The sequence below is a fragment of the Kitasatospora sp. NPDC089913 genome (assembly GCF_044748625.1).
In the GTDB taxonomy this organism is placed as follows: Bacteria; Actinomycetota; Actinomycetes; order Streptomycetales; family Streptomycetaceae; genus Kitasatospora.
Window position 1 is genome coordinate 126,871 of sequence record NZ_JBIVGI010000021.1, and the last position, 20,740, is coordinate 147,610.

15 protein-coding genes are annotated in these 20,740 nt (G+C 76.7%); 5 read left to right on the plus strand and 10 right to left on the minus strand.

The genetic code is table 11. From position 1 onward, the window contains the following. Positions 1-216: 216 nt before the first annotated feature. The 7 genes from ACIPYS_RS27900 to ACIPYS_RS27930 all read right to left on the minus strand — a co-directional run bounded on the left by ACIPYS_RS27900 (position 217) and on the right by ACIPYS_RS27930 (position 10,496). Positions 217-1,578 carry a DUF2252 domain-containing protein gene (locus ACIPYS_RS27900; RefSeq protein ID WP_400750984.1) on the minus strand — a complete coding sequence of 454 codons (1,362 nt, stop codon included), beginning with the start codon at positions 1,576-1,578 and terminating at the stop codon, positions 217-219. Between the two features lie 451 nt (positions 1,579-2,029). Then, positions 2,030-3,661 (minus strand): multicopper oxidase family protein, encoded by a 1,632-nt coding sequence (locus tag ACIPYS_RS27905; RefSeq protein ID WP_400750987.1) that lies wholly within the window; start codon positions 3,659-3,661, stop codon positions 2,030-2,032. Beyond that, complete coding sequence (locus tag ACIPYS_RS27910; protein ID WP_400750990.1) at positions 3,658-4,326, minus strand: hypothetical protein; 669 nt, start codon at positions 4,324-4,326, stop codon at positions 3,658-3,660. The genes ACIPYS_RS27905 and ACIPYS_RS27910 overlap by 4 nt, the downstream gene beginning before the upstream one ends. A 510-nt stretch (positions 4,327-4,836) precedes the next feature. Continuing rightward, positions 4,837-7,470, minus strand: a complete 2,634-nt coding sequence (locus ACIPYS_RS27915) for an FtsX-like permease family protein (protein ID WP_400750993.1) — start codon at positions 7,468-7,470, stop codon at positions 4,837-4,839. After that, positions 7,467-8,291, minus strand: coding sequence for an ABC transporter ATP-binding protein (locus ACIPYS_RS27920; RefSeq protein WP_093859846.1), 825 nt, complete (start codon positions 8,289-8,291; stop codon positions 7,467-7,469). Before ACIPYS_RS27920 ends, ACIPYS_RS27915 begins: the two co-directional genes overlap by 4 nt. A 239-nt stretch (positions 8,292-8,530) precedes the next feature. After that, entirely contained in the window at positions 8,531-9,322 is a 792-nt protein-coding gene (locus ACIPYS_RS27925; protein WP_400750998.1) for an aminotransferase class IV, read from the minus strand. A 58-nt stretch (positions 9,323-9,380) separates the two neighbouring features. Further along, positions 9,381-10,496, minus strand: coding sequence for a GNAT family N-acetyltransferase (locus ACIPYS_RS27930; RefSeq protein WP_400751001.1), 1,116 nt, complete (start codon positions 10,494-10,496; stop codon positions 9,381-9,383). Between the two features lie 565 nt (positions 10,497-11,061). Here ACIPYS_RS27930 and ACIPYS_RS27935 point away from each other — a divergent pair. From ACIPYS_RS27935 to ACIPYS_RS27945, 3 genes are all read left to right on the plus strand, one after another. Further along, positions 11,062-12,354 (plus strand): hypothetical protein, encoded by a 1,293-nt coding sequence (locus tag ACIPYS_RS27935; RefSeq protein ID WP_400751004.1) that lies wholly within the window; start codon positions 11,062-11,064, stop codon positions 12,352-12,354. After that, positions 12,351-13,529, plus strand: coding sequence for a glycosyltransferase family 4 protein (locus tag ACIPYS_RS27940; protein ID WP_400751007.1), 1,179 nt, complete (start codon positions 12,351-12,353; stop codon positions 13,527-13,529). Before ACIPYS_RS27935 ends, ACIPYS_RS27940 begins: the two co-directional genes overlap by 4 nt. A 270-nt stretch (positions 13,530-13,799) precedes the next feature. Further along, positions 13,800-14,816, plus strand: coding sequence for an ArsR/SmtB family transcription factor (locus tag ACIPYS_RS27945; RefSeq protein ID WP_400751010.1), 1,017 nt, complete (start codon positions 13,800-13,802; stop codon positions 14,814-14,816). A 129-nt stretch (positions 14,817-14,945) separates the two neighbouring features. On the opposite strand, the gene ACIPYS_RS27950 is transcribed toward ACIPYS_RS27945, so the two are convergent. Genes ACIPYS_RS27950 through ACIPYS_RS27960 form a run of 3 tightly spaced genes read right to left on the minus strand, consistent with a single transcriptional unit; the run spans position 14,946 to position 18,094 of the window. Continuing rightward, a complete protein-coding gene (locus tag ACIPYS_RS27950; RefSeq protein WP_400751013.1) occupies positions 14,946-15,611 on the minus strand; it encodes a response regulator in 666 nt (221 codons plus the stop codon). Then, positions 15,599-17,089: a sensor histidine kinase gene (locus ACIPYS_RS27955; RefSeq protein ID WP_400751016.1), complete on the minus strand. Its 1,491-nt coding sequence runs from the start codon at positions 17,087-17,089 to the stop codon at positions 15,599-15,601. The genes ACIPYS_RS27950 and ACIPYS_RS27955 overlap by 13 nt, the downstream gene beginning before the upstream one ends. 9 nt (positions 17,090-17,098) lie before the next feature. After that, positions 17,099-18,094: a DMT family transporter gene (locus tag ACIPYS_RS27960; RefSeq protein ID WP_400751019.1), complete on the minus strand. Its 996-nt coding sequence runs from the start codon at positions 18,092-18,094 to the stop codon at positions 17,099-17,101. Positions 18,095-18,310: 216 nt separating this feature from the next. Here ACIPYS_RS27960 and ACIPYS_RS27965 point away from each other — a divergent pair, with 216 nt between their 5' ends. Then, the gene (locus ACIPYS_RS27965) at positions 18,311-19,204 is read left to right on the plus strand and encodes a LysR family transcriptional regulator (RefSeq protein WP_093859854.1); all 894 of its coding nucleotides are present in this window, start codon (positions 18,311-18,313) and stop codon (positions 19,202-19,204) included. 331 nt (positions 19,205-19,535) lie between these two features. Beyond that, positions 19,536-20,735 (plus strand): carbohydrate-binding protein, encoded by a 1,200-nt coding sequence (locus ACIPYS_RS27970; RefSeq protein WP_400751061.1) that lies wholly within the window; start codon positions 19,536-19,538, stop codon positions 20,733-20,735. Positions 20,736-20,740 lie beyond the last annotated feature (5 nt).

The window sequence follows — 20,740 nt, forward strand, 5'->3', positions numbered from 1 at the left end:
TGACCGGACGGCCAACTGTTGGACACCCTGCCGATCGGCACCCCGACCCAGGTCACCACATTGGCCGTTGGTCGGACACCCAATCACCCGGGCGCCATATTGGTCATTTGCCCAATATGGCGTTCCGATACTTCGGGCCCCCAGCCCACCCGAAGCCCACTATTGGCCAGGCTCCCAACTGTGCGACCCCGCCCCGTTGGTCGAACGCCCAACTCCTCAGACGCCCCGGTGCGCCGTCACCGTGCCGGCGTCGACCGCCGCCAGCAGTTCGGCGTGGTCGGCGGCGGTCCGGTGGGCGTACCGGACCGAGAAGTCGGCGATGGCCTCGGCGAAGGCGTCCGAGCGGCCCAGGTAGCCGGCGACCGCGAACCGGTCACCGGAGCGGGCGTGCGCGCGGGCGAGGGTGCGGCCGCAGAGGTCGGCGTACTGCCGCAAATCGGCGGGCGTCATCCGGGCGACGTCCGCCGAGCCCTTCATGTCGCGCAGCTGGCGGCCGTAGAAGTGCCGCCCGGCCGGGCCGGTGGTCCAGCCGAGGAAGATGTCGCTGGCCGCCTGCATGAGGTGCTGCCCGGTGACGACCCGGCGGCCGCCGTGGACCACCGGGGCCTCGGCGGACGGCCGCGAGACGGGCAGGTGGTCCTCCAGCACGGACCGCCCGGCCTCCTTGATCTGCAGGAACAGCGGATCGCGCTCGTCCCGCCCGGACAGCAGCAGGATGAAGCACCGGGTGCCGACGCTGCCGACCCCGACCACCTTGCGGGCGACGTCCACCAGTTGGAACCGGTCGAGCAGGACGCGGCGGTCCTCGGCGAGGGTGGCCCGGTAGTCGCCGTAGATCTTGCCGAGCTTCCGCAGCTCGTCCTCCGGCAGCCGCTCGATCAGCGGCGGGTCGTCGACGATCCGGCGCCGGCCGTCCTCGCCCTTCTCGGTGAGCTTGCTGAAGGCCTGGAGGCTGGTGCGGCGGCGGGCCTTGTCCAGGTTGGCCTCGACGCGCTTGCGGCGACTGGCCTTGTGGACCAGCGGCAGGATGTCCTCGGCGTCGATCCGGGCGTACCAGACGTCGAGTTCACCCATCCCGGCGAGGCGGCGCACGGCGACGGCGTAGCCCTGCGCGGCGGTGAACGCGGCCCGGCGGACCTGCTCCTCGCTGTGGCCGTTGTCGCGGGCGGCGACCGCGACGCTGGCGGCGAGACGCTTGACGTCCCACTCGAACGGGCCGGGGTAGGTCTCGTCGAAGTCGTTGACGTCGAAGAGCAGCGCACGCTCCGGCGAGGCGTACACGCCGAAGTTCAACAGATGTGCGTCGCCGCAGAGTTGCACCGTGATCCCGGTGTCCGGGACGGCCGCCAGGTCGGCGGCCATGACGGCGGCGGAGCCGCGCAGGAAGGCGAACGGCGACTCGGCCATCCGGCCGTAGCGGATCGGGCCGAGATCGGCGAGCCGGTCCTCGGCCTGCCGGGCCAGGACGGCCAGCGGGTCGGGCCGGTCGGCTGCGGGGATCCAGGGGCCGTGGGCGGAACGCGGTACGCGTTCGCGGGCGGCCCGGCCGCGCCGCCGGCGTTCGGTCGGACTGGTCATGCGCGGCTCCTCGGTGCGTCCGTCCAGCGGTTCCCCCGTCCGGTAGGACCCGGATGCTCCCGCGGTCCTCCCCGCGACGCTAGATCACGTCCGGCGACGCGGCATGTCGGGACCGGACGTCCCGCACCGGAAGCGGACGGTCCGCACCGGAAGCGGACGGTCCGCACCGGGAGCGGCCGGCCCGCACCGGGGCCGGGGCGGGCCGGAAGGGTGGAGCACCCGGACGGGGCGGCCCGGCGGGCCGGGCGTCCGGTCACCCGCCCGCGCTCCGCCGAACGGGCCGTGCCCGACCACGCCGCCCGGGCACAGCAGCACCGGGCAGAGCAGCACCGGACAGGACATCACCGGACAGGGCAGCACCCGGCACCGCAGCACCCGGCACCGCAGCGCCCGGCACGGCAGCACCCGACAGAACACCGCCCGGAACCACCGCCCGGCACGGCAGCGCCGGTCACTCGACGACGAAGTCCGCCATCATCGCCATGTCCTCGTGCTCCAGGTTGTGGCAGTGCAGCATGTACGTCCCCGCGTAGTCGGTGAACCGCACCAGCACCTCCACCGCCTCGGCCGGCCGCAGGTCCACGGTGTCCTTCCAGCCCGCGTCGTACGGCCCCGGGTCCTTGCCGTTGCGGGACAGCACCTGGAAGGCGTTCAGGTGCACGTGGACGGGGTGGTGGACGTCCGAGAAGAACCGCCAGATCTCGGTGGTACCGAGCGCAGGCCGGGCGAGCGCGCGGCCCGGCTCGTAGGGCTGGTTGTTGATCGTCCAGCCCGCGTTGCGGCTGCGCCGGAAGCCGAAGACCCGGGTGGTGACGGCCGCGGCCGGGTCGAGCCGCTCCAGGGTGCAGAGCCGTTCGGGGACCGTCGAGTCGTCGCGCACCGGCCGCGAGGAGACGTCGAAGAGCATGACCTCCTCCGTCCGGCCGCTGCCGAACCGGTTCATCAGCCGGACCTGGGTGCCGGCCGGGTAGCGGGAGAAGTCGACCACCAGGTCGAAGCGCTCGGCGGGCGCGATCTCGACCGCGTCGTGCGCGATCGGCTGCTCCAGCAGGCCGCCGTCGCCGCCGATCTGGACCAGGGCGCCGCCGCCGGACGGCTGCGGGTCGAGTTCGAGCCGGTAGAGGCGCGTGTTGGAGGCGTTGAGCACGCGCAGCCGGTAGCGCGCCCGGTCGACCTCGGCGCGCGGCCAGGGGGCGCCGTTGACCAGGACGACGTCGCCGAGGACACCGTTCATGTAGTCCTCGGTGACGCCGGGGACGGCGAGGGTCGCGTCGGCGGCGGGGTAGGCGAAGGAGCCGTCGGCGGCGAAGGACCGGTCGGCGAGCATCAGGGGGAGCTCGCGTTCGCCGCGCGGCAGCGGCAGGGCGTCCTCCTCCTCGTCGCGGACCAGGTGGAAGCCGGCCAGGCCACGCCACACGCCGGGGCCGGTGAAGCCCATCCGGTGGTCGTGGTACCAGAGGGTGGCGGCGCGCTGCCGGCAGGGGTAGCCGTACGTGCGCTCGCCGGTGACGGTCCGGGAGCGGTCCGCGGCGCCCGCCGTTCCCGCCATGCCCGCCATGCCCGCCATTCCCGCCATGCCCGCCATCGCGTGGCCGGACTGGTCGGCGTGGGCGGCCCAGGTGGAGCGGTCGGCGGACGAGCCGACCGGGAGCAGCAGGTCCACCGGGTAGCCGTCGCTCTCCGCCGGCGTGTGGCCGCCGTGGAGGTGGACCACCGTGGGCACTGCCAGCTCGTTGCGGTGCCGCACCACCATCTCCCGGCCGGAGCGGGCCACCACGGTCGGGCCGGGGAAGGTCCCGCCGTACGTCCAGGCCTCGGTCCGCAGGCCGGGCAGGATCTCCAGCCGGGCGATCTGCTGGGTGAGCTCGTAGTGGTCCGCGGTGGCGTCGGAGCGGACGGGGGCGAGCACCGCCGGAACGGGCAGCGGCACCTGGAACGCCGCCGGCAGCGGGACCGCGCTGCTCAGCAGCCGGCCCGGCCGCGCCTCGGCCAGGAGCCGGGCGGTCGCCGGACCGGCGAGGGCCCCGACGGCGCCCGCGCCGAGCACGGCCACGCCCGCACCGAGGAACCGGCGGCGGTTCACGGCGTCACCTCCACCGCGTCGGCCCCCGCCCCGGTGGGCCGGGGCAGCCGGCCGGAGCCGCCGTCACCGGCTCCGGCGGCCGGGCTCGCTTCCGGCCCCGCGCCCGGCCCCGCGCCCGGCCCGGCGCCCGGTCCGCCTCCGTCCGCGGCTTCCGCTTCGGCGTCCCGTCCGACGTCCGGCGTCGCCGTCGCCCGGGGCACCGGGACCGGCCGCCAGGCCCCGACCAGGCCGAACAGCAGCCCGCTGACCAGCAGCACGCCCAGGGTGACGTGCACACCGACCGCCCGTTCGTAGCCGGCCCCCATCTGCGCCCCGAACGCGGCCAGCAGCAGCGGGGTGGCGCCGAGCGGCCACCACGGCCCGCGCGCGCCGCCCGCTCCCCCGCCCCGGCGGACCAGGGCGGCCACCGGCAGTTGGGCGAGCAGCAGACCGCCCAGGGCCATCGCGGCCAGCTCGTGTGCCCGGAGCGCCTCGTAGTGGCCGTTCAGGAAGCTTCCGGCCAGCACCGTCTGGGCCAGCCCCAGCAGGGCCGACCCGGTCGCGGTGGCCCGCAGCAGCAGCCGCGGCAGGCGGCCCCCCGACGGAACGGCCGGGGCCGGGGCCGACCGGCCCACCAGGGGGAACGACGGCAGGCGGGGCGTGCGGGCCACGGGGGGACTGCTCAACGGTCGGCCTTCTCTCTGCCGGGCACCGCGGCGGAGCGGGCAGGCCGGGATGACGGGCATGCCGGACGCACTCGGCGCGGGAACGGGTGGGTGTGACGTGGCACTACGGACGCGCGCCACCTGGACGGACGCGGCCGTGAGCGTAACTGATCACACATCACTATCTGCGCGGATCAAGCGCTTTGCGGCTTACGGTCACTCTCGCGCGGCTCATCGCCGCGGCTTTGTCACCCGGACGGCCGGTACGACGGCCCCGCGCATTCCTCCACCGCGATCCCCCGTCGCACCCCGGCCTGCCCCCGCGCGTCCGGGGCCGTACGCGCGGGGGCGTGCATGCTCGCGTTACGCGCGGGCTCGCGTGCGCAGCCCCGCGCACGCGAAGAACCCCGGTCCGCCGACGACACCCCCGTCGCCCTCGATGGACCGGAGCCCGGACCCGAAGCCCGCCCCGCCTCGCGCCGCTCCCCGCCTCGCGCCGTTGCCGCTCGAGGCCGCTACTGCTCGAAGCCGCTACTGCTTGCCGCCGCCCATCGCGATCGGACGGGACCGCAGCAGCGCCCTGGCCGGCAGGGCCGTCGCGGCCAGGCAGAGCGCCACCGCCCCGGCCGCCAGCGGCAGCGCCGTCCCCGGCGGTACGTACGGAGTGGCGCCGGTGAGGCCCCGGGTGATCGGAACCAGGGTGACCCAGGCGATCACCGCACCGACCCCCAGACCGGTCGCGGCCACCAGCAGCGCCTCCCAGCGCATCATGTGGCGCACCTGCCCCCGGGTGGTCCCGGCCAGCCGCAGCAGCGCCACCTCGCGCCGCCGGTCGAGCACCGTCATCACCAGGGTGTTGGCCGCCGTGACCGCGGCGAACCCGCCGAGCACCCCGGCCATCACGGCGTTCGCCCAAGCACCCATCTCCTGGTCCTTGTCCGCCTGCGCGGCGAATCCGGCCCGGTCGGTGACGGTCATCCCCGGGACACCGAGCCCCGCCAGCGCCCGGGCGACCGCCGCCCGGTCCGCGCCGGGCGCGTCCGCGACCAGCACCTGCTGGTCGTACGCCGAGGTGACGTGTTCCGCGACCGCCGCCCTCGGCAGCAGCACCTGGCCGAAGCCGAGCCCGCGCCCGTAGGTGGCGACCACCAGCGGACGGGTCTCCGTCCCGTCGCCGAGCCAGAGCGGTACCCGCTCGCCCACCTCGGCGCCCAGGGCGGAGGCGAGGGCGGCGTCCAGCGCCACGGTGTCCGGGGCGCGGCCCAGGTCGGCGAGCGCGCCGGTGCGGACGTCGAGGTCGAGCACCCGGGGCAGCCGGGACGGGTCGCCGGTGACGCCCAGCGCGGTGACCGAGTCCAGCTCGTGGCCGTTGCGGTGGACGACGCCGGTGCGCAGCACGCCGACGGCCGCCTCCACCCCGGGCACCGCGGCCGCCCGCTCGACCACCCCGGGGGTCCCGGCGGCAGCGGCGGCACCGGCACCGGCGGCGGCACCCGGCACGGCCGCCGGAAGACCGGGGCCGGTGGACCCGAGCACGTGGTCGGCGGTGAGACCGGCCCGCACCTGCTCGCCGCTCTCGTGCCGGACGGTGCTCTGCATGAACAGCAGGGTGCCGCAGAAGGCCGTGACCATGGCGATCGGCGTGATCGCCGAGGCCAGCCGGCGGGCGTTGGCGCGGGTGTTGTCGGCCGCCAGCGAACCGGGCGCGCCGCCGGCCCGCAGCGGCACCCCGAGCAGTCCGGCCGCGACCCGGGCCACCCAGGGGCCGAGCAGGGCGACCGCCGTCAGGAAGCACATCACCACGCCCAGCGCGGTGTTGGCGGCGTCGGTGCCGTTCAGCCCGGCGGCGACCCCGGCGAGCACGGTGCCGCCGACGGCGAAGAGCAGGCCCAGGCCGGTGCGGATCCACCCCGGCCGCGACGGTTCGACGGCGGCCGCGCCCAGCGCCTGGCTCGCCCGCATCCGGGCCGGGCGGCGGGCCGCGAAGAAGCCGGCCGCGAGCGCCGCGAGCGTGCACAGCACCACCGCCGCGAGCATCGGCAGCGCTCCGACGGACAGTTCGACGGCGGCGGGGACGGCCCCGCGCTCCACCATCCCGTCGAACCACCAGCGGGCCAGACCGAGGCCGGGCAGGATGCCGCTCGCGGCGGCGAGCGGCGCGACCAGCATCGCCTCGGTGGCGATGGTGCGGCGGATCTGCCGGGGCGTGGCGCCGACGGCGCGCAGCAGCGCGAACTCACGGGCGCGCTGGCCGGTGGCGAGCGCGACGGTGGAGACCACCACGAAGACGGCGGTCATGGTGGCGACGCCGCCGAACGAGCCGCCGATCCCGGCCAGCGCCTCGCGCGCGCCGGCGAGCTCCGGCTGCTCGACGGTGCCCCGGTCCCGGCCGGTCCGCACCTCGGCGGCACCACCGACGGCCGCCCCGACCTGGGCGGCGAGGTCCTCGGCGGCCAGCCCCCCGCGCGGCTGGACGGCGATCGCGTCCACCCGGCCGGGGTGGCCGGAGAGCCGGTCGGCCTGCTGGTCGGCGAACCAGGCCGTGGGTCCGGCCGACTGCGGGGCCGCGAGGCCGGAGATCCGGTAGCTCCCGCCGCCGCCCGGCGCGGTGAGCGCCACGGTGCCGCCGGGGGCCAGCTGCGCGGCGCGCGCGGTGTCGGCGTCGAGCACGACCTCGCCGGCGCCGGGGGCGCGGCCCTCGAGCAGGCGGTCCTGCGGGCCGGCGATGCCGAGCGCGGCGAAGCCCCGGCCGGTGAACTGCCTCTGACCGGTGGACTGCCCCTGGCCGGTGACCTGCCCCTGACCGGTGACCGGCGACGGCCCGCCCTGCACCGGGAACGCGCTGTCCGGGCGGGCCGCGGCCACCCCCGGCAGCGCGGCGATCCGCGCCGTCAGTGCCGCGTCCACCCGGGCCCGGTCGGGGAGGGGCTGCTCCTCGGTGTCGGTGTCGTCGCCCTGCCGGAAGGTGATGCCGACGGTCTGGTCGGCGGCCACCACCACGGGGGCGTCCGCGTACCGGCCGGCCGGCACCGAGGCCGTGATGCCGGACTGCAGCAGGGTGCCGCAGGCCGTGATCACGGCGGCGGCGAAGAACAGGGCGACGAAGGTCCCGACGAAGGAGGCAGGACGGAAGCGCACCGAGGCGCGGGCGAGTCCGTTGCTCATGCCGCCGCCCCCAGCGGGCGCGCGGTCAGCGACACCATCCGGTCGGCCACCGTCTTCGGGTCCGGCCGGTAGAGCTCGTCGGCGAGGGCCCCGTCGGCCAGGAACACCACCCGGTCGGCGAACGAGGCCGCCACCGGGTCGTGGGTCACCATCACGACGGTGGCTCCCATGGTGTCGACCGCGGTCCGCAGCAGGCCGAGCACCTCGTGCGCGGTACGGGTGTCCAGCGCGCCGGTCGGCTCGTCCGCGAACACCACGTCCGGATCGGTGATCAGCGCCCGGGCGATCGCCACCCGCTGCTGCTGGCCGCCGGACAGCTGCCCCGGCCGACGCCCGGCGTGCTCCCCGAGGCCGACCCGGGCCAGCAGCTCCCGGGCCCGGGAGCGGTCCTGGCGCTCGCCGGCGAGACGCAGCGGGAGCAGCACGTTCTGCAGCACCGTCAGCGAGGGCAGCAGGTTGAAGGACTGGAAGACGAAACCGATCCGGCCGCGGCGCAGCTTGGTCAGCCGGTCCTCGCTCAGCCGGGTGATCTCCTCACCGCCCAGGTGGACCTCGCCGGCGGTCGGGCGGTCCAGGCCGGCCGCGCACTGCAGGAAGGTGCTCTTGCCGGAGCCGGAGGGGCCCATCACGGCGGTGAACGTGCCCCGGCCGAGCGCCAGGTCGATGCCGCGCAGGGCGTGCACCGCCTCGGCGCCCCGGCCGTAGCTGCGCCGGACGCCCCGCAGTTCGATCGCGGCGGGCGCGGCGGGCGCGGCGTTCCCGTGGAACGCGGCGGGCTGGCCGGTGGGCTCGGGCCGGAGGCGGGAACGGCGGGGTGACATGGTGGGCCTTCCTTCGTGGATCGTCGCCGGTGGTCGACGTGTTCCAGGCTAGGAAGGCGGGGTGCGGCGGACCATGGAGGCCACCGGCGGACGTGGGGTGGGGTTATCCCCCCGGCCGCCCGGGGGTGGATCCGAACCCCGGATCCGAACCCCGGATCCGAACCCCCGGATCCGAACCCCCGGTCCACCGGCAGTACCTGGGCCGTTCGGTACCGACCCCGCGACTCCGTGACGTCGGATCAGATCTCCTCCCCCGGCACGCCCTCGTAGGCGACGCGCAGCTCCGCGACGGCCGGGTGGGCCGGGTCGAAGGAGGTGCCGTCGATCGCCGCGATCGGGCGGACGCCCGCGCCCGCGTTGACGGCGACGGCGGCGACGAAGCCCTCCAGGCCGTCCGGGGCGAGCGCCTCGTGCCGCTGCGGGCCCCGGTGGGCGCGGGCGAGCAGTGCGGCGGTGACTCCGGGCAGCGCGGCATCGGTGTCCGGCCAGACCAGCGCGCGGCCGTCGTGCAGCGCGAGGTTCCAGGTGGCACCCTCGGCGAGGCGGCCGGCACCGTCCAGCAGCAGGGCGTCGTCGTAGCCGTCGAGTTGGGCGAGCCGGCGCTGGTGGAGCAGGCCGAACAGGCCCACGTGCTTCACCTCCGGCAACTCGCGCCGGTACGCGGTGGTGCGGACCCGCAGCGGGCTGGGTGCGGCGGCCGGCGCGGGGCGGGTGGTGACCAGCAGACGGGGCGCGGCGGGGGCGGCCGGGCGTTCCAGGCCGAGCGCCGGGTCGAACACGGTCACCCGGACGATCACCGGCGCGCCGTCGGCGGGGAGCACCCGGCGGATCCGGGCCCGGACCTCGACGGGGTCCAGCTCGGCGCCGAAGACCGTGCGGCAGTCGCGGACCAGGCGCTCCAGGTGGAGCGTGAGGCCGCGGGCGCGGCCGGACTCGGCGCGCAGGGTGGTGAAGTGGCCGTAGTTGAGCAGGCCCAGGGCCGCCAGCCGGGCGGGGTCGGCGGGGCCGCCGTCGATCTCGATCTCTGCCATGCTGCCGAGTCTCCCAGGGCCCGGGCCCGGCCCCGGGCGGCAGCGCCGGGCCTCGGCCCTACGGTGCCACCGCGCCGGGGCGGGGGGCCGGTGCGGGGGCGGGCAGACCGACCTCGGGCGGGGTGGATCCGGGCGGAGTGACTCCGGACGGCATGGGTCCGGACGGCATGGGTCCGGACGGCATGACTCCGGGCAGAACGGCTCCGGACGGGACCGCTCCGGACGGAGCGGACGTCCGGCCGGCGGCACCGCGCCGTCGCTCGAACCGCTCGAGCCAGTGCGCCAGCCCCTCCGGCTCCCCGCCGTCGGACCAGCGCCAGGCCTCCGCCCACCACTGCGGGCCGCGGACCAGCGGACGGCCGGCGAGAGCCAGGTGCAGCGCGAGCGTCGAGCGGGCGTAGTCGTGCACCCAGCCGTCCGCCTGCCGATAGGCGGCGGTCTCGTCCAGCCGCAGCCAGCGGCCCTCGCGGCCGGCGGCGAGCAGCGGCGTCCAGACCTCTCCGGCGGGGGCGCCCGACGGCCGGTCGGCGACCAGCAGCACCAGTCGTTCCTGCTCCTCCCGGACCCGGTAGGGCGGGAGTTGGGGCATCCGGGTGAGACCGATGGTGTGCTTCCAGGACCGCACCCAGAGGCCCCGGCGCAGGTAGTAGTGGACGGCCCGGGGCCAGGCCCAGTCCGCCTCCAGCCGGTAGCCGGACAGGCCCTCGGCGGTGGCGGCGCGGTAGACCCGGTCGAGGGCGGCGGCGGCCAGGCCCCGGCCGCGCGCGTCGGGGCGCAGATAGAGCGAGGAGACCGCCAACTGGCCCGCTCCCCTGGTCCAGTTGTCGACCGCGACGGTCCCGACCGGCCCGACCGGCCCGACCGGCCCAGCGGGTCCGCCGGGGCCACCCGGGGCGCGCGGGCCGCCGTCGCCCAGCAGCCAGTAGCGGCGCCGGTAGAGTTCGCCGCCCGGCCATTCGCGGCCGGACTCGCCGAGCCTGGCGCGCAGCCGGGCCTCTTCGGCCGGGCCGATCTCCGCCGGGTCGACCAGCTCGCCCAACTCCCCTTCGGCGCAGGCCGCGAGGTCCCAGAGCGCGAACTCGCGCCCCTCCCCCTCGGTCACCGCCCGCAGGGCGGGCGCCGCGGCCAATCGTTCCTGCACCCGCTCGACCGCCATGTCCCAGGACTTCACCACGCCGCCCACGATAGCGAGACATCGGCACCGTGTGTAATTCGTTGGACACCGAACGTCAGATCGGATACGAATTCCCTTGTCCGGACAGTCCGCTGCCGAGGAGGAACCCAGCGCCGTGCCCGTCGTCCGCACCGCCCGCACCCGTCCCGGAGCCCGGGGGCCGCCCCGTGCGCCCGCCCGGTGGTAGGGGAAACCCGACCGTAGGACTCGACCTGACCGCCATGACCTCGCTGACCTGCGCCGCTGCAATGAAGTGGTGCTGATTCACCGCGTCCGTACCCCGCGTCCGCCCGTTCCGGGCCCTGCCGTTCACCCCGACGTCCGCCCTGGCGTTCACCCTGCCCGCCACTCCGCCCGCCGCCCCGGCACCGGGCCCCGCCCCGAGCACCGCCCCGGACCCCGAACGGGTCCTCGCCGACCCGGACCCCGCCCCGGTCCTCGACACGGTCCTCGCGCCGACGGCTCCGGTCGGGCCCACCGCGTCCCCCGTCCTCCCGGCGGGCGGCGGGCGCTGTGGTGCGGCGGGTGGGTACTCGCCGCCGGGTGGGCGGGGGCGTTCCCGGTCGTGTCCGGGCTGGGCCCGCACCGGAGTTGGGGGCTGTGCGCGGCGGCGGGGTACCTGGCGGCGGCGGTCGCCGTGCTCGTGCTGCCCCGACGGCGGGCGCCCGCGGCCTCGGTGGCGGTCGCGCTCCTCGGCGCGGTCCTCGTGCCGCTGCTCCTCCTGGTGGTGGGCGGGCAGGGGCAGAGCGAGGTCACCGTCATCGAGCGCTCCGGCGCGTTGCTGCTCCGGCACGGTACGCCGTACCTGGCCGAGCCGCGCACGGTCGCGGAGGTCACGCCCTACCTCCCCGGGACGGCACTGTTCGGGCTGCCCCGCGCCCTGTTCGGTGCGGACGGCTGGCCGGCCAGGGTGGCCGGGGACGCCCGGCTCTGGTGCGCCGCCGCGTTCCTCGGCTGCCTGGCCGCCGCCCTGCCGACCCGGCACCGCCCCGTACGGCCCGGCCGCACGGCAAGGAGCGTGGCAGTGCGTACGGGTGCGCTGCCCGCCGTTCCGTTCGCCGTGCTCCCGGTCGCGGCGCTCGTCGCCTCGCCGGTGGTCGCGCTGCCGCTGTGCGTCAGCGGGGTCGACCTGCCGCTGACCGGCCTGTGCGTCCTCGCCCTCGCGCTGGCCGGCCGGGCCCGGCCGGTCGCCGCCGGGTGGGCGCTCGCCCTGGCCTGCGCGCTCAAGTGGACGGCCTGGCCGGCGGTCGCGGTGGTCGTCGCCCTGCTCGCGGCCACCGCCGGACGGCGTGCGGCGCTGCGGGCCGCCGTGACCGCCACCGCCGGCGCGGCCGCCCTGGTGCTGCCCTCCGCGCTGCGCTCCCCGGGACCGCTGCTGCAGCAGGTGTTCGCCTTCCCCACCGGACGCGGCGACCTGCCCACCCCGGCCGGCAGCCCGCTGCCCGGACGACTGCTCGCCGACCTCGGCCCGGCCGGCTGGTACGCGGCCGTGATCCTGCTGCTGCTCGCCGGGGTCGCCGTCGCCCGGTCCCTGCTGCTCCACCCGCCACTGGACACCCGCGCCGCCTGCGACCGGCTCGCCGTCGGCCTCGCCCTGGCGTTCCTGCTCGCCCCCGCCGGGCGGTTCGGCTACCTCGCGCTGCCCGCCCTCCTGGCGCTGCTCCCCCGGCTCACCCCCCTCCCCCGCTTCCCCCGCTTCCCCGGCTCCGCCACCACCCGGTTCGCCCGAATCTCCCGGGCCTCCCGACCGACACTCCTCCCCCGTCCGCAGACACCCCAGCCGCAAGCACCCCGTCCGCAAGCACCCCAGCCGCAAGCACCCCGTCCGCACGCACCCCAGGTGGTTCCCGCGCCATGACCGGCACCCTCGTCGTCACCAATGACTTCCCGCCCCGTCAGGGCGGCATCGAGACCTTCGTCCACGCGATGGCCACCCGGCTGCCGGCCGGGGAGGTCGTCGTCTACACCTCGGCCGAACCGGGTGCCGAACGGCACGACGCCGCGCTGCCGTTCCCGGTGGTCCGCGACCGGTCCCGGATGCTGCTGCCCACCCCCCGGGTGACCCGGCGGGCCGCCGAGATCGCCCGGGCGCACGGGTGCGACCGGGTCTGGTTCGGCGCCGCCGCCCCGCTCGCCGCGATGACCCCGGGGCTGCGGCGGCAGGCGCCCGGCATACGGAGGACCGTCGCCACCACCCACGGCCACGAGATCTGGTGGGCCCGCACCCCCGTCGCCCGGCGCCTGCTGCGGCGGATCGGCGACAGCGTCGACGTCGTCACCTACCTCGGCGCCCACACCCGCGCGCGGATCGCCCCCGCGCTCGGCCCGGCGCCCCGGCTGGAGCGGCTGGTCCCGGGCGTCGACACCGAACTGTTCCGCCCGGGGACGCGCGAGGAGGCCGCCGACCCGCGTCCACCGGTGATCCTCTGTGTGGCGCGGCTCGTCCCGCGCAAGGGGCAGGACACCCTCGTCCGGGCGCTCCCGCTGATCCGGCGCAGTGTGCCGGGGGCGGTGCTGGTCCTGGTCGGCCGGGGCCCCGACGAACGCCGGCTGCGCGAACTCGCCCGGCGGCACGCCGAACCCGGCGCGGTCGTCTTCGCCGGCGGCCACGAGCACGCGCTGACGCCCGCCGACTACGCCTCGGCCGATGTGTTCGCGATGCCGTGCCGCACCCGCCGGGGCGGACTGGAGGCCGAGGGCCTCGGCATCGTCTTCCTGGAGGCGGCCGCCGCCGGACTGCCCGTGGTGGTGGGCCGCTCGGGCGGCGCGCCGGACGCCGTTCTGGACGGCGTCAACGGCACAGTGGTGGACGGCCGCGACCCGGTCGCCGTCGCGGCGGCGATCACCGGCATCCTGCGCGCCCCCGCCGCCGAACGCGACCGGATGGGCGCCGCCGGCCGCCAGTGGGTCCGCACCCACTGGTCCTGGGACACCACCGCCGACCGCCTGGCCGCCCTCCTCGCCCCACCCACCCCGCTCGACCCACCCACCCCGCCGGACCCGCTCGACCCGCGCTCGACCGAAGCCCGGTGAGGCCACGTCAGGCCAGCTCAGCACCGGTGAGGCCGCGTCAGACCGGGCCCGGTCCGCCGGGCGGCGCCGGGCGTCCGGATCCACGGACGCCCGGTCGAGGATCGTGCCCCGGCCCCCACTCCCCTCGTGGTGGGGGCCGGAGCTGGCCTCCGCCGCGCCGACGAGAGAGAGCATGCCAACCGGAGCGGCCGAACGGCCATGCATTAGCCTCTGGGCCTAATAGTCGACAACGGGGCAGGTCAGAACGACTGCGGGGGCGGAGGAAGGTTCGTGATCGCACTGAGGTTCGGGGTCGCGGACCTCGCGAGGACCCGGTTCGTCATATCACCGTTCGACCATCTGATGGCCGGTTCGGCCCGGTCGGGTGTGCACCAGGGCAGCGGGTCGCGCGGCGAGCGCTGGTGGCGGGACGTCCGCCGGCACGTGCCGCACCGGGCCGTGCGCTTCCTCGAGGTGGTCAACGCGAGCCCGATCGGCGTCCCCGACTTCCTGGTGGCCGACCTCGACGACGTCCGGCGGCAGCTGACCGACGAGCTCGACGCGCTGCTCTCCGTCCCGCAGCAGGCCGTGGAGGAGGGGGTCGCGATGTTCGGCGACGGCGACGGCGCCGGCCTCCCGGCCGCCCTGGCCCGGTTGCGCGAGGACGGCAGCCGGGGCCTGCTCGAGGTCGCCGACGGCGCCTGGGCGCTGTTCCGGGCCTGCCTCGCCCCGGACTGGCCCGACATCCGCCGCGCCCTGGAGGCCGACATCGCCGCCCGGGCCCGCACCGCCGCCCGCTCCGGGATCGGCGGGATGCTCGACTCGCTCCACCCGAATGCCGTCTGGCGGGACGAAGGGGTGCTGGAGTGCACCCTCGGCGACCTGGAGGGCTCCTTCGAACTCGGTGGCCGGGGCCTGGAGCTGCGGCCCAACTACTTCGTCCAACGGAGCATCAGCCTGCTGGCCGGACCGGACCGCCAGAGCCTGCTGCTGCACCCGATCGCCGCCCCCGTCGCCGCCCCGGCCGCCGGGCCCGCGACCCGGTCACCGGCCGCCGACGGCCTCGCCGCCGTGCTCGGCCCGGCCCGGGCCCGTGTCCTGCGCGCCGTCGCCGGCAGCGACTGCTCCACCACCGAGCTCGCCCGGCGGCTCGGCGTCACCCCGCCCTCGGCCTCCGCCCATGCCGCCGCCCTGCGCACGGCCGGCCTGATCGCCACCCGCCGCGAGGGCAGGCAGGTCCGCCACACCCTCACCGACGTCGGCCACGACCTCCTCCTCGACAACCCGCCGCTCCGGCCGGCGGCCTGAGCGTCGTTCGGCGGCGGCCCCGCTCGCCACCGCCGGCGGCGCCGGGAGCTCGTCCAGGGTTCGGGAACGGATCGACCGGGTGGCCGGAGCTCCCGGCACCGGCCACCCGGTCCGGACCCCGAACGGCTGCTACTCGCCCTGGAGGTCGGCGAGGTGGGCCAGGACGGCGAGCACCCGGCGGTTGCCCTCCACCGGGTCGAGGTCGAGCTTCATGAAGATGTTGCCGCAGTGCTTGACCACCGACGCCTCGGTGATGTTCAGCCGGGCGCCGACGGTCTGGTTGTTGAGGCCCTCCGCCATCAGCCCCAGCACCTCGCGCTCGCGCGGGGTCAGCCGGGCGATCGGGCGGTCCGCGGACTGCTGGCGCAGCAGCACCCGCACCACGTCCGGGTCGATCACGGTCTCGCCCGCCGCCACCCGCCGCAGCGCGTCCAGGAATTCGGACACCTCGCCGACCCGGTCCTTGAGCAGGTAGCCGAGTCCGGCCCGCTGCGCGCCCGCCGCCCCGAGCAGCCGGGTCGCGTAGGGGGTGGCCACGTACTGGGAGAGGACCAGGACGGGCAGGTCGGCGTGGCGGGCGCGGAGGTCGAGCGCGGCGCGCAGCCCCTCGTCCCGGAAGCCGGGCGGCATCCTGACGTCGGTGACGACGACGTCCGGCCGGTCGGCGTCCACGGCGGCGGCCAGGGCGTCCGCGTCGCCGACGGCGGCGGTCACCAGGTGGCCGCCGCGGGTGAGCAGTTCGACCAGGCCGGCCCGGAGCAGCACGGCGTCCTCGGCGATGGCTATCCGGAGCACGGCACCTCCAGCCGGAGCCTGGTCGGCCCGCCGGTCGGACTCGTCACCATCAGTCGTCCTCTCAGGATCGCCACCCGGTCGGCCAGTCCCTGCAGTCCGGCTCCGGCGGCCGGGTCGGCCCCGCCGCGGCCGTCGTCGGTCACCTGGAGCACCAACTGGCCGGCCGCGACCCGGCCGTGGACGGTGACGGCGGTGGCGCCGCTGTGCTTGGCGGCATTGGTGAGGGCCTCGGTGACGGTGAAGTAGGCGGTGGTCTCCACGGGGCCCGGCAGTCGGCCGGGCAGGTCCAGGTCGACCTCGACGGGGACCGGGTGGCGTTGCGCGACTTCGGCGACGGCGGCGGCCAGGCCGTGGTCGGTGAGCACCTGCGGATGGATCCCCCGGACCAGGCCGCGCAGTTGCTCCAGCGCCTGCCGGGCCTCGCCCCGGGCCCGGTCGACCAGCGCGAGCGCGCCGGGCGGGGCGTCCCCGCTCCCGGCGCCGCCACGGCCGGCGTCCCCGCCCCCGCCGGCCCCCGCGCCTTCGCGCAGTTCGTGCGCGGCCAGGCCGAGCGTCATGGTGAGGGCGACCAGCTGCTGCTGGGCGCCGTCGTGCAGATCGCGTTCGATGCGGCGGCGCTCGGCCTCGAAGGCGTCGGCCAACCGGGCCCGGGACCTGGTCAGTTCGAGGACCTGGCCACCGGGATCCTCCTCCCGCGGACCGAGCAGGAGCCGGGCCAGCCTGACGTGGGCGGTGGCGAGCAGCGCTCCGGCGTGGCCGCCGAGGTAGAGCCCGGCCAGGCCGACGGCGGTGAACGGGAGCGCGTGCAGCGGTCCGGGCACCGCGTGGCCGGGGATCAGCATCACGGTCTCGGGGGCGAGCACCCGCACCACCACCGGGCTGACGACCAGCGCCGCGGAGAACAGCAGCAGGGCGGTCAGGCCGAGCGCTGCGGCGGCGAGCGGCGGGGCGACGAGCAGGGTGTGGGCGAGTTCGCGCCAGGTCGCGCGCTCGCGCAGCCGGGTGCGCAGCCGGGCGGGGCGACCGGCCCCGGGGAGGGCCCGGTGCGGGTCGGGCACCGGAGCCGGTTCGACGAGCCGGAGCAGGCGGCGTTGCAGGGCCCCGGCCGGCAGCCCGGAGAGGGCGACGGCGAGGAGCAGCGGCAGGCCGACGCCGACCACCGAGAGCCCGAGGCCGAGTGCGGCCAGGGCGAGCAGCAGGACCGCCGTCACCAGTCCCAGCAGAGCGCCGGCGGCCAGGTAGGCCCAGCAGCGCAGGGAGTCGCGGGTGAGCGGGAAGCGCAGCGGTCGGGCGCGCAGGGCCGCCTGGACGGCGACCTCGGTCGACCGGTCGGCGGCCCCTGCGGCCCCGGCGTCGGCCCGGACGGCCTCGTCGGCCCCGACGGCGGCGGTGGCGGAGGAGAGGAACGAGGAAGGGGCGCCGACCGCCCCGGTCGCGCCCGCCCCGGTGTCCTCGGCCGTCGCCCGCCCCGTGCCCATCGCCCCACCCTAACCGACCGGCTGACGCGCCCTTCGGCCCCGGAGCAAGGACGGTCCTCGACCGCCCCCGGCCGCCGGTGGCCGGGTGAGCGCGACGGCGGCGATCACCGCGAGACCGCCGGCCAGGGTGTTCCAGCCGACCGGTTCGGCGAGCATCAGCACCCCGAGCGCCGTCGACCAGAGCGGGGTCGCATAGGTGACGGCGGCGGCCACGGCCGTCCCCGCGGTGCGGACCAGGCCGAGGTTGAGGACGTAGGCGACACCGGTGCCGAGCGCGCCGAGCACCAGCAGGGCGGACGCGGCCCCGGCCCCGGGCCAGTGCGGGGCGCCGGCGGCCAGCGGGGCGGCCACGGCGAGCTGGGCACCGCCGCAGGTGATCTGGACGGTGGAGAGGGCGGTCGCGGAGTGCGGACGGTCCGCGAGGTGCCGGCGGAGGTAGGCGAAGCCGGCGCCGTAGCAGCAGGTCGCGGCCAGGCAGGCCAGTCCGCCGGCCACCGCGCCCGCGCCGCTCCCGTGCGGTCCGGCGTCCCCGGCCGGTCCACCGGCCGAGGCGCCGCCGAAGCCGTGCCAGACGCCCAGTACGGTGAGCACCCCGGCGAAGCCGAGGGCGAGTCCGGCGAGCCGCCGTGGGCCGGGCCGGGGCTCCCCGGGTACCACGGCGAGTGCGAAGAGCAGGGTGAACAGCGGGGTGGCGGCGTTCAGCACCCCGGCCGGTACCGAGCCGACCAGGGTCTCCCCGTAGGAGAAGAGGACGAACGGCACCGCGTTCAGCAGCACCGCGGCGACGGCGCTGTGGCCCCAGACGGCGGGGTCGCGCGGGACGCTCTCGCCGCGGACGGCGAGGATCACCCACAGCGCGCCCGCGCCGAGCAGGCAGCGCCAGGCCGCCACCCAGACCGGGGGCACCCCCGCCTCCACCGCCACCTTGATCAGGGCGAAGCTCGCGCCCCAGATCGCCGACAGTGCCACGAACCCCGGCCACCAGCGCCCTCGCACTCCGACCACCCGCCTCTCTCCGGCCGTCACCCGGCCCCGACCCGCTCCGTCACCCGCTCCGACCCGACCCGCTCGGGCCCGGCCCGGCCCGCTCCGGCCCGACAGCGCTCGGCCGCCGCCGCCCCGAAGCCGCGGCCGGCCCGCCCGTACTCGATGGACAGAGGGTCCCGGGTCGGCCGACCATGAGTCCAACAAGTGACGGTGCCGCACGAATGAGGAACTCTCATGACCGGGGAAGTGAACCTCGCCCAGCTCAGGGCGCTGGTCGCGGTGGCGGACGCGGGCGGCTTCGGGGCGGCGGCGGCCGAGCTCGGCGTGAGCCAGTCGGCGGTCTCGCACGCGGTGGCCGCGCTGGAGCGGGTCCTCGGCGCGCCCGTACTGCACCGGGGCGCGCCCGCCCGTCCCACGCCACTGGGCGCGCGGATCCTGCCGCACGCCCGGACGGCGGTCGCCTCCGCCTCGGCGGTCCGGTCGATCGCCGAGCAGCACAGCGGCGGGCTGACCGGCACCGTCCGGCTGGCCGCGCCGACCACGGTCTGCCAGGGGCTGCTGCCGGCGCTGCTGCGCGACTGGCGGTCCGAGCACCCCCGGCTGACGGTACGGGTCTTCGAGGGCGAGGACGACGAACTGGCCGTCTGGCTGGAGGCCGGCACGGTCGACGCGGCGGTCCTGGTGGACGCCGAGCGGCCGCCGCCGGGGGCGGTCCCGCTCGGAGCCGACTCGATGCACGCGCTGCTCCGCCGCGACCACCCGCTCGCGGCCGAGGCGGGCGTCGACGTGGCGGACCTGGAGGACGACGACTTCCTGCTCTCGGAGGGCGGTTGCGAACGGCACATCCGGGACGCCTACCGCCGGGCCGGCGTCCGCTTCTCGCCCCGGCACCGGATCCGTGACCTCAACACGCTGATCGGGATGGTGCACGCCGGGCTCGGCGTCTCGGTGATGCCGGCACTGGCGCAGCCGATGCTGCCGCCGGACTGCGTCCTGGTGCCGATCCGGCCGGCCGCGCACCGCACCCTGACCCTCACCGGCCCGGCCGGGCGGCCGTGGTCCCCGGCAGTGACGGGCCTGCTGGCGGCGCTGCACCCCGGCCACGCCGGGCCCGCCGGGCCGCGCTGAGCGCCCGGCCGGCGCGCGCGACCCCGGGCCCGATCGCACGCGGAGCAGCGGCCGGGGCGGTTGACGGCTCCTCAGGACAGGTCTATACCAGTGAGGGCCTCGCGGCGGCCCGGCCCCGACGCGGGGCGCCGTCGGCCCGGCGCGCCGCCCCCACTGTTGGCGCGGGTGGGCCGTAGTCCGCCGTTTCCTGGAGAGGCAGATCCCGATGGAACGTGCACTTCCCCCACAACCGGACCGAAAGCCGAACCCGCCCCAGCCCCCGCACCCGTCCGGCCGCAGGCCCCGCCTGCGTTCCCCCCGCGGCGTCCTCGCCGTCGCCGGGGTGCTCGGCCTGGTGGCCGGCGCGCTGGTCGGCGGCGGCCTGGTCGCCGCCGCCGACAGCGGGCCCGCGGTCGCCGCGGGTGGCATCGGCAGCAACTGGTACGCCTCCGCGCCCTACCTGATGCCCGAGGACAACAGCCCGCCGGACGTCTCGACGGTGATGGACGCCACCGGCCAGAAGGCCTTCCAGCTCGCGTTCATCCTGGACAAGGGCGGCTGCGTCCCGGCCTGGGGCGGAACGTCCCCGATCGACACCGACACCACCATGCCCGCCGTTATCCGGACCGTCCGGGCCAAGGGCGGCGACGTCTCCGTCTCGATCGGCGGCTACGGCGGCACCAAGCTCGGCCAGACCTGCGGGACGCCGGAGGCGACCGCCGCCGGGTACCAGAAGGTCGTCGACAAGTACCAGTTGAAGGCGATCGACTTCGACCTGGAGGAACCCGAGTACGAGAACGCCGCCGCGATCCGCAACGAGATCGGCGCGGCCCGCATCCTGCAGCGCAACAACCCGGGGCTGTACATCTCGATCACCACGGCCGGCACCACGGCGGCGGGCACCGGCTGGTTCGGCCAGCAGATGCTGAACGAGGCCAAGGCCCAGGGCTTCACCCCGGACAACTACTCGATCATGCCGTTCGACGGCGGCTTCAGCGGCGCGGCCGCGCAGACCGACGCGCTGGTGAAGTTCAACCAGCTGCTGCGCACCACCTTCGGCTGGTCGGAGGCGGACGCCTACGCGCACGAGGGCGTCTCGCTGATGAACGGGCGCACCGACGCGGCCGAGTACTTCCGGCAGGCGGACTTCCAGGCGGTGCTGGACTTCGCGCTCGCGCACAAGCTGGCCCGCTACACCTACTGGTCGGTCAACCGGGACCGGCAGTGCCCGGGACCGGTCGACCCGGGGCTGTCCGGCTCCTGCTCCAGCGTGGCGCAGAACGACTGGGACTTCACCAAGTTCACGGTCCGCTTCGCCGGGGCGACCCCGCCCACCACCCCGCCGACGACGCCGCCCACGACCCCGCCCACCACGCCGCCGACGAGCCCGGGCAGCTGCCTCGACCAGCCCTGGGACAGCGCCACCGTGTACACCGGCGGCGCCAAGGTCTCGTACCAGGGCCACAAGTACCACGCCAAGTGGTGGACGCTGAACGAAGTGCCGACCGCGAGCGGCCAGTGGGGCGTCTGGGGGGACGACGGCCCCTGCTGAGCCGG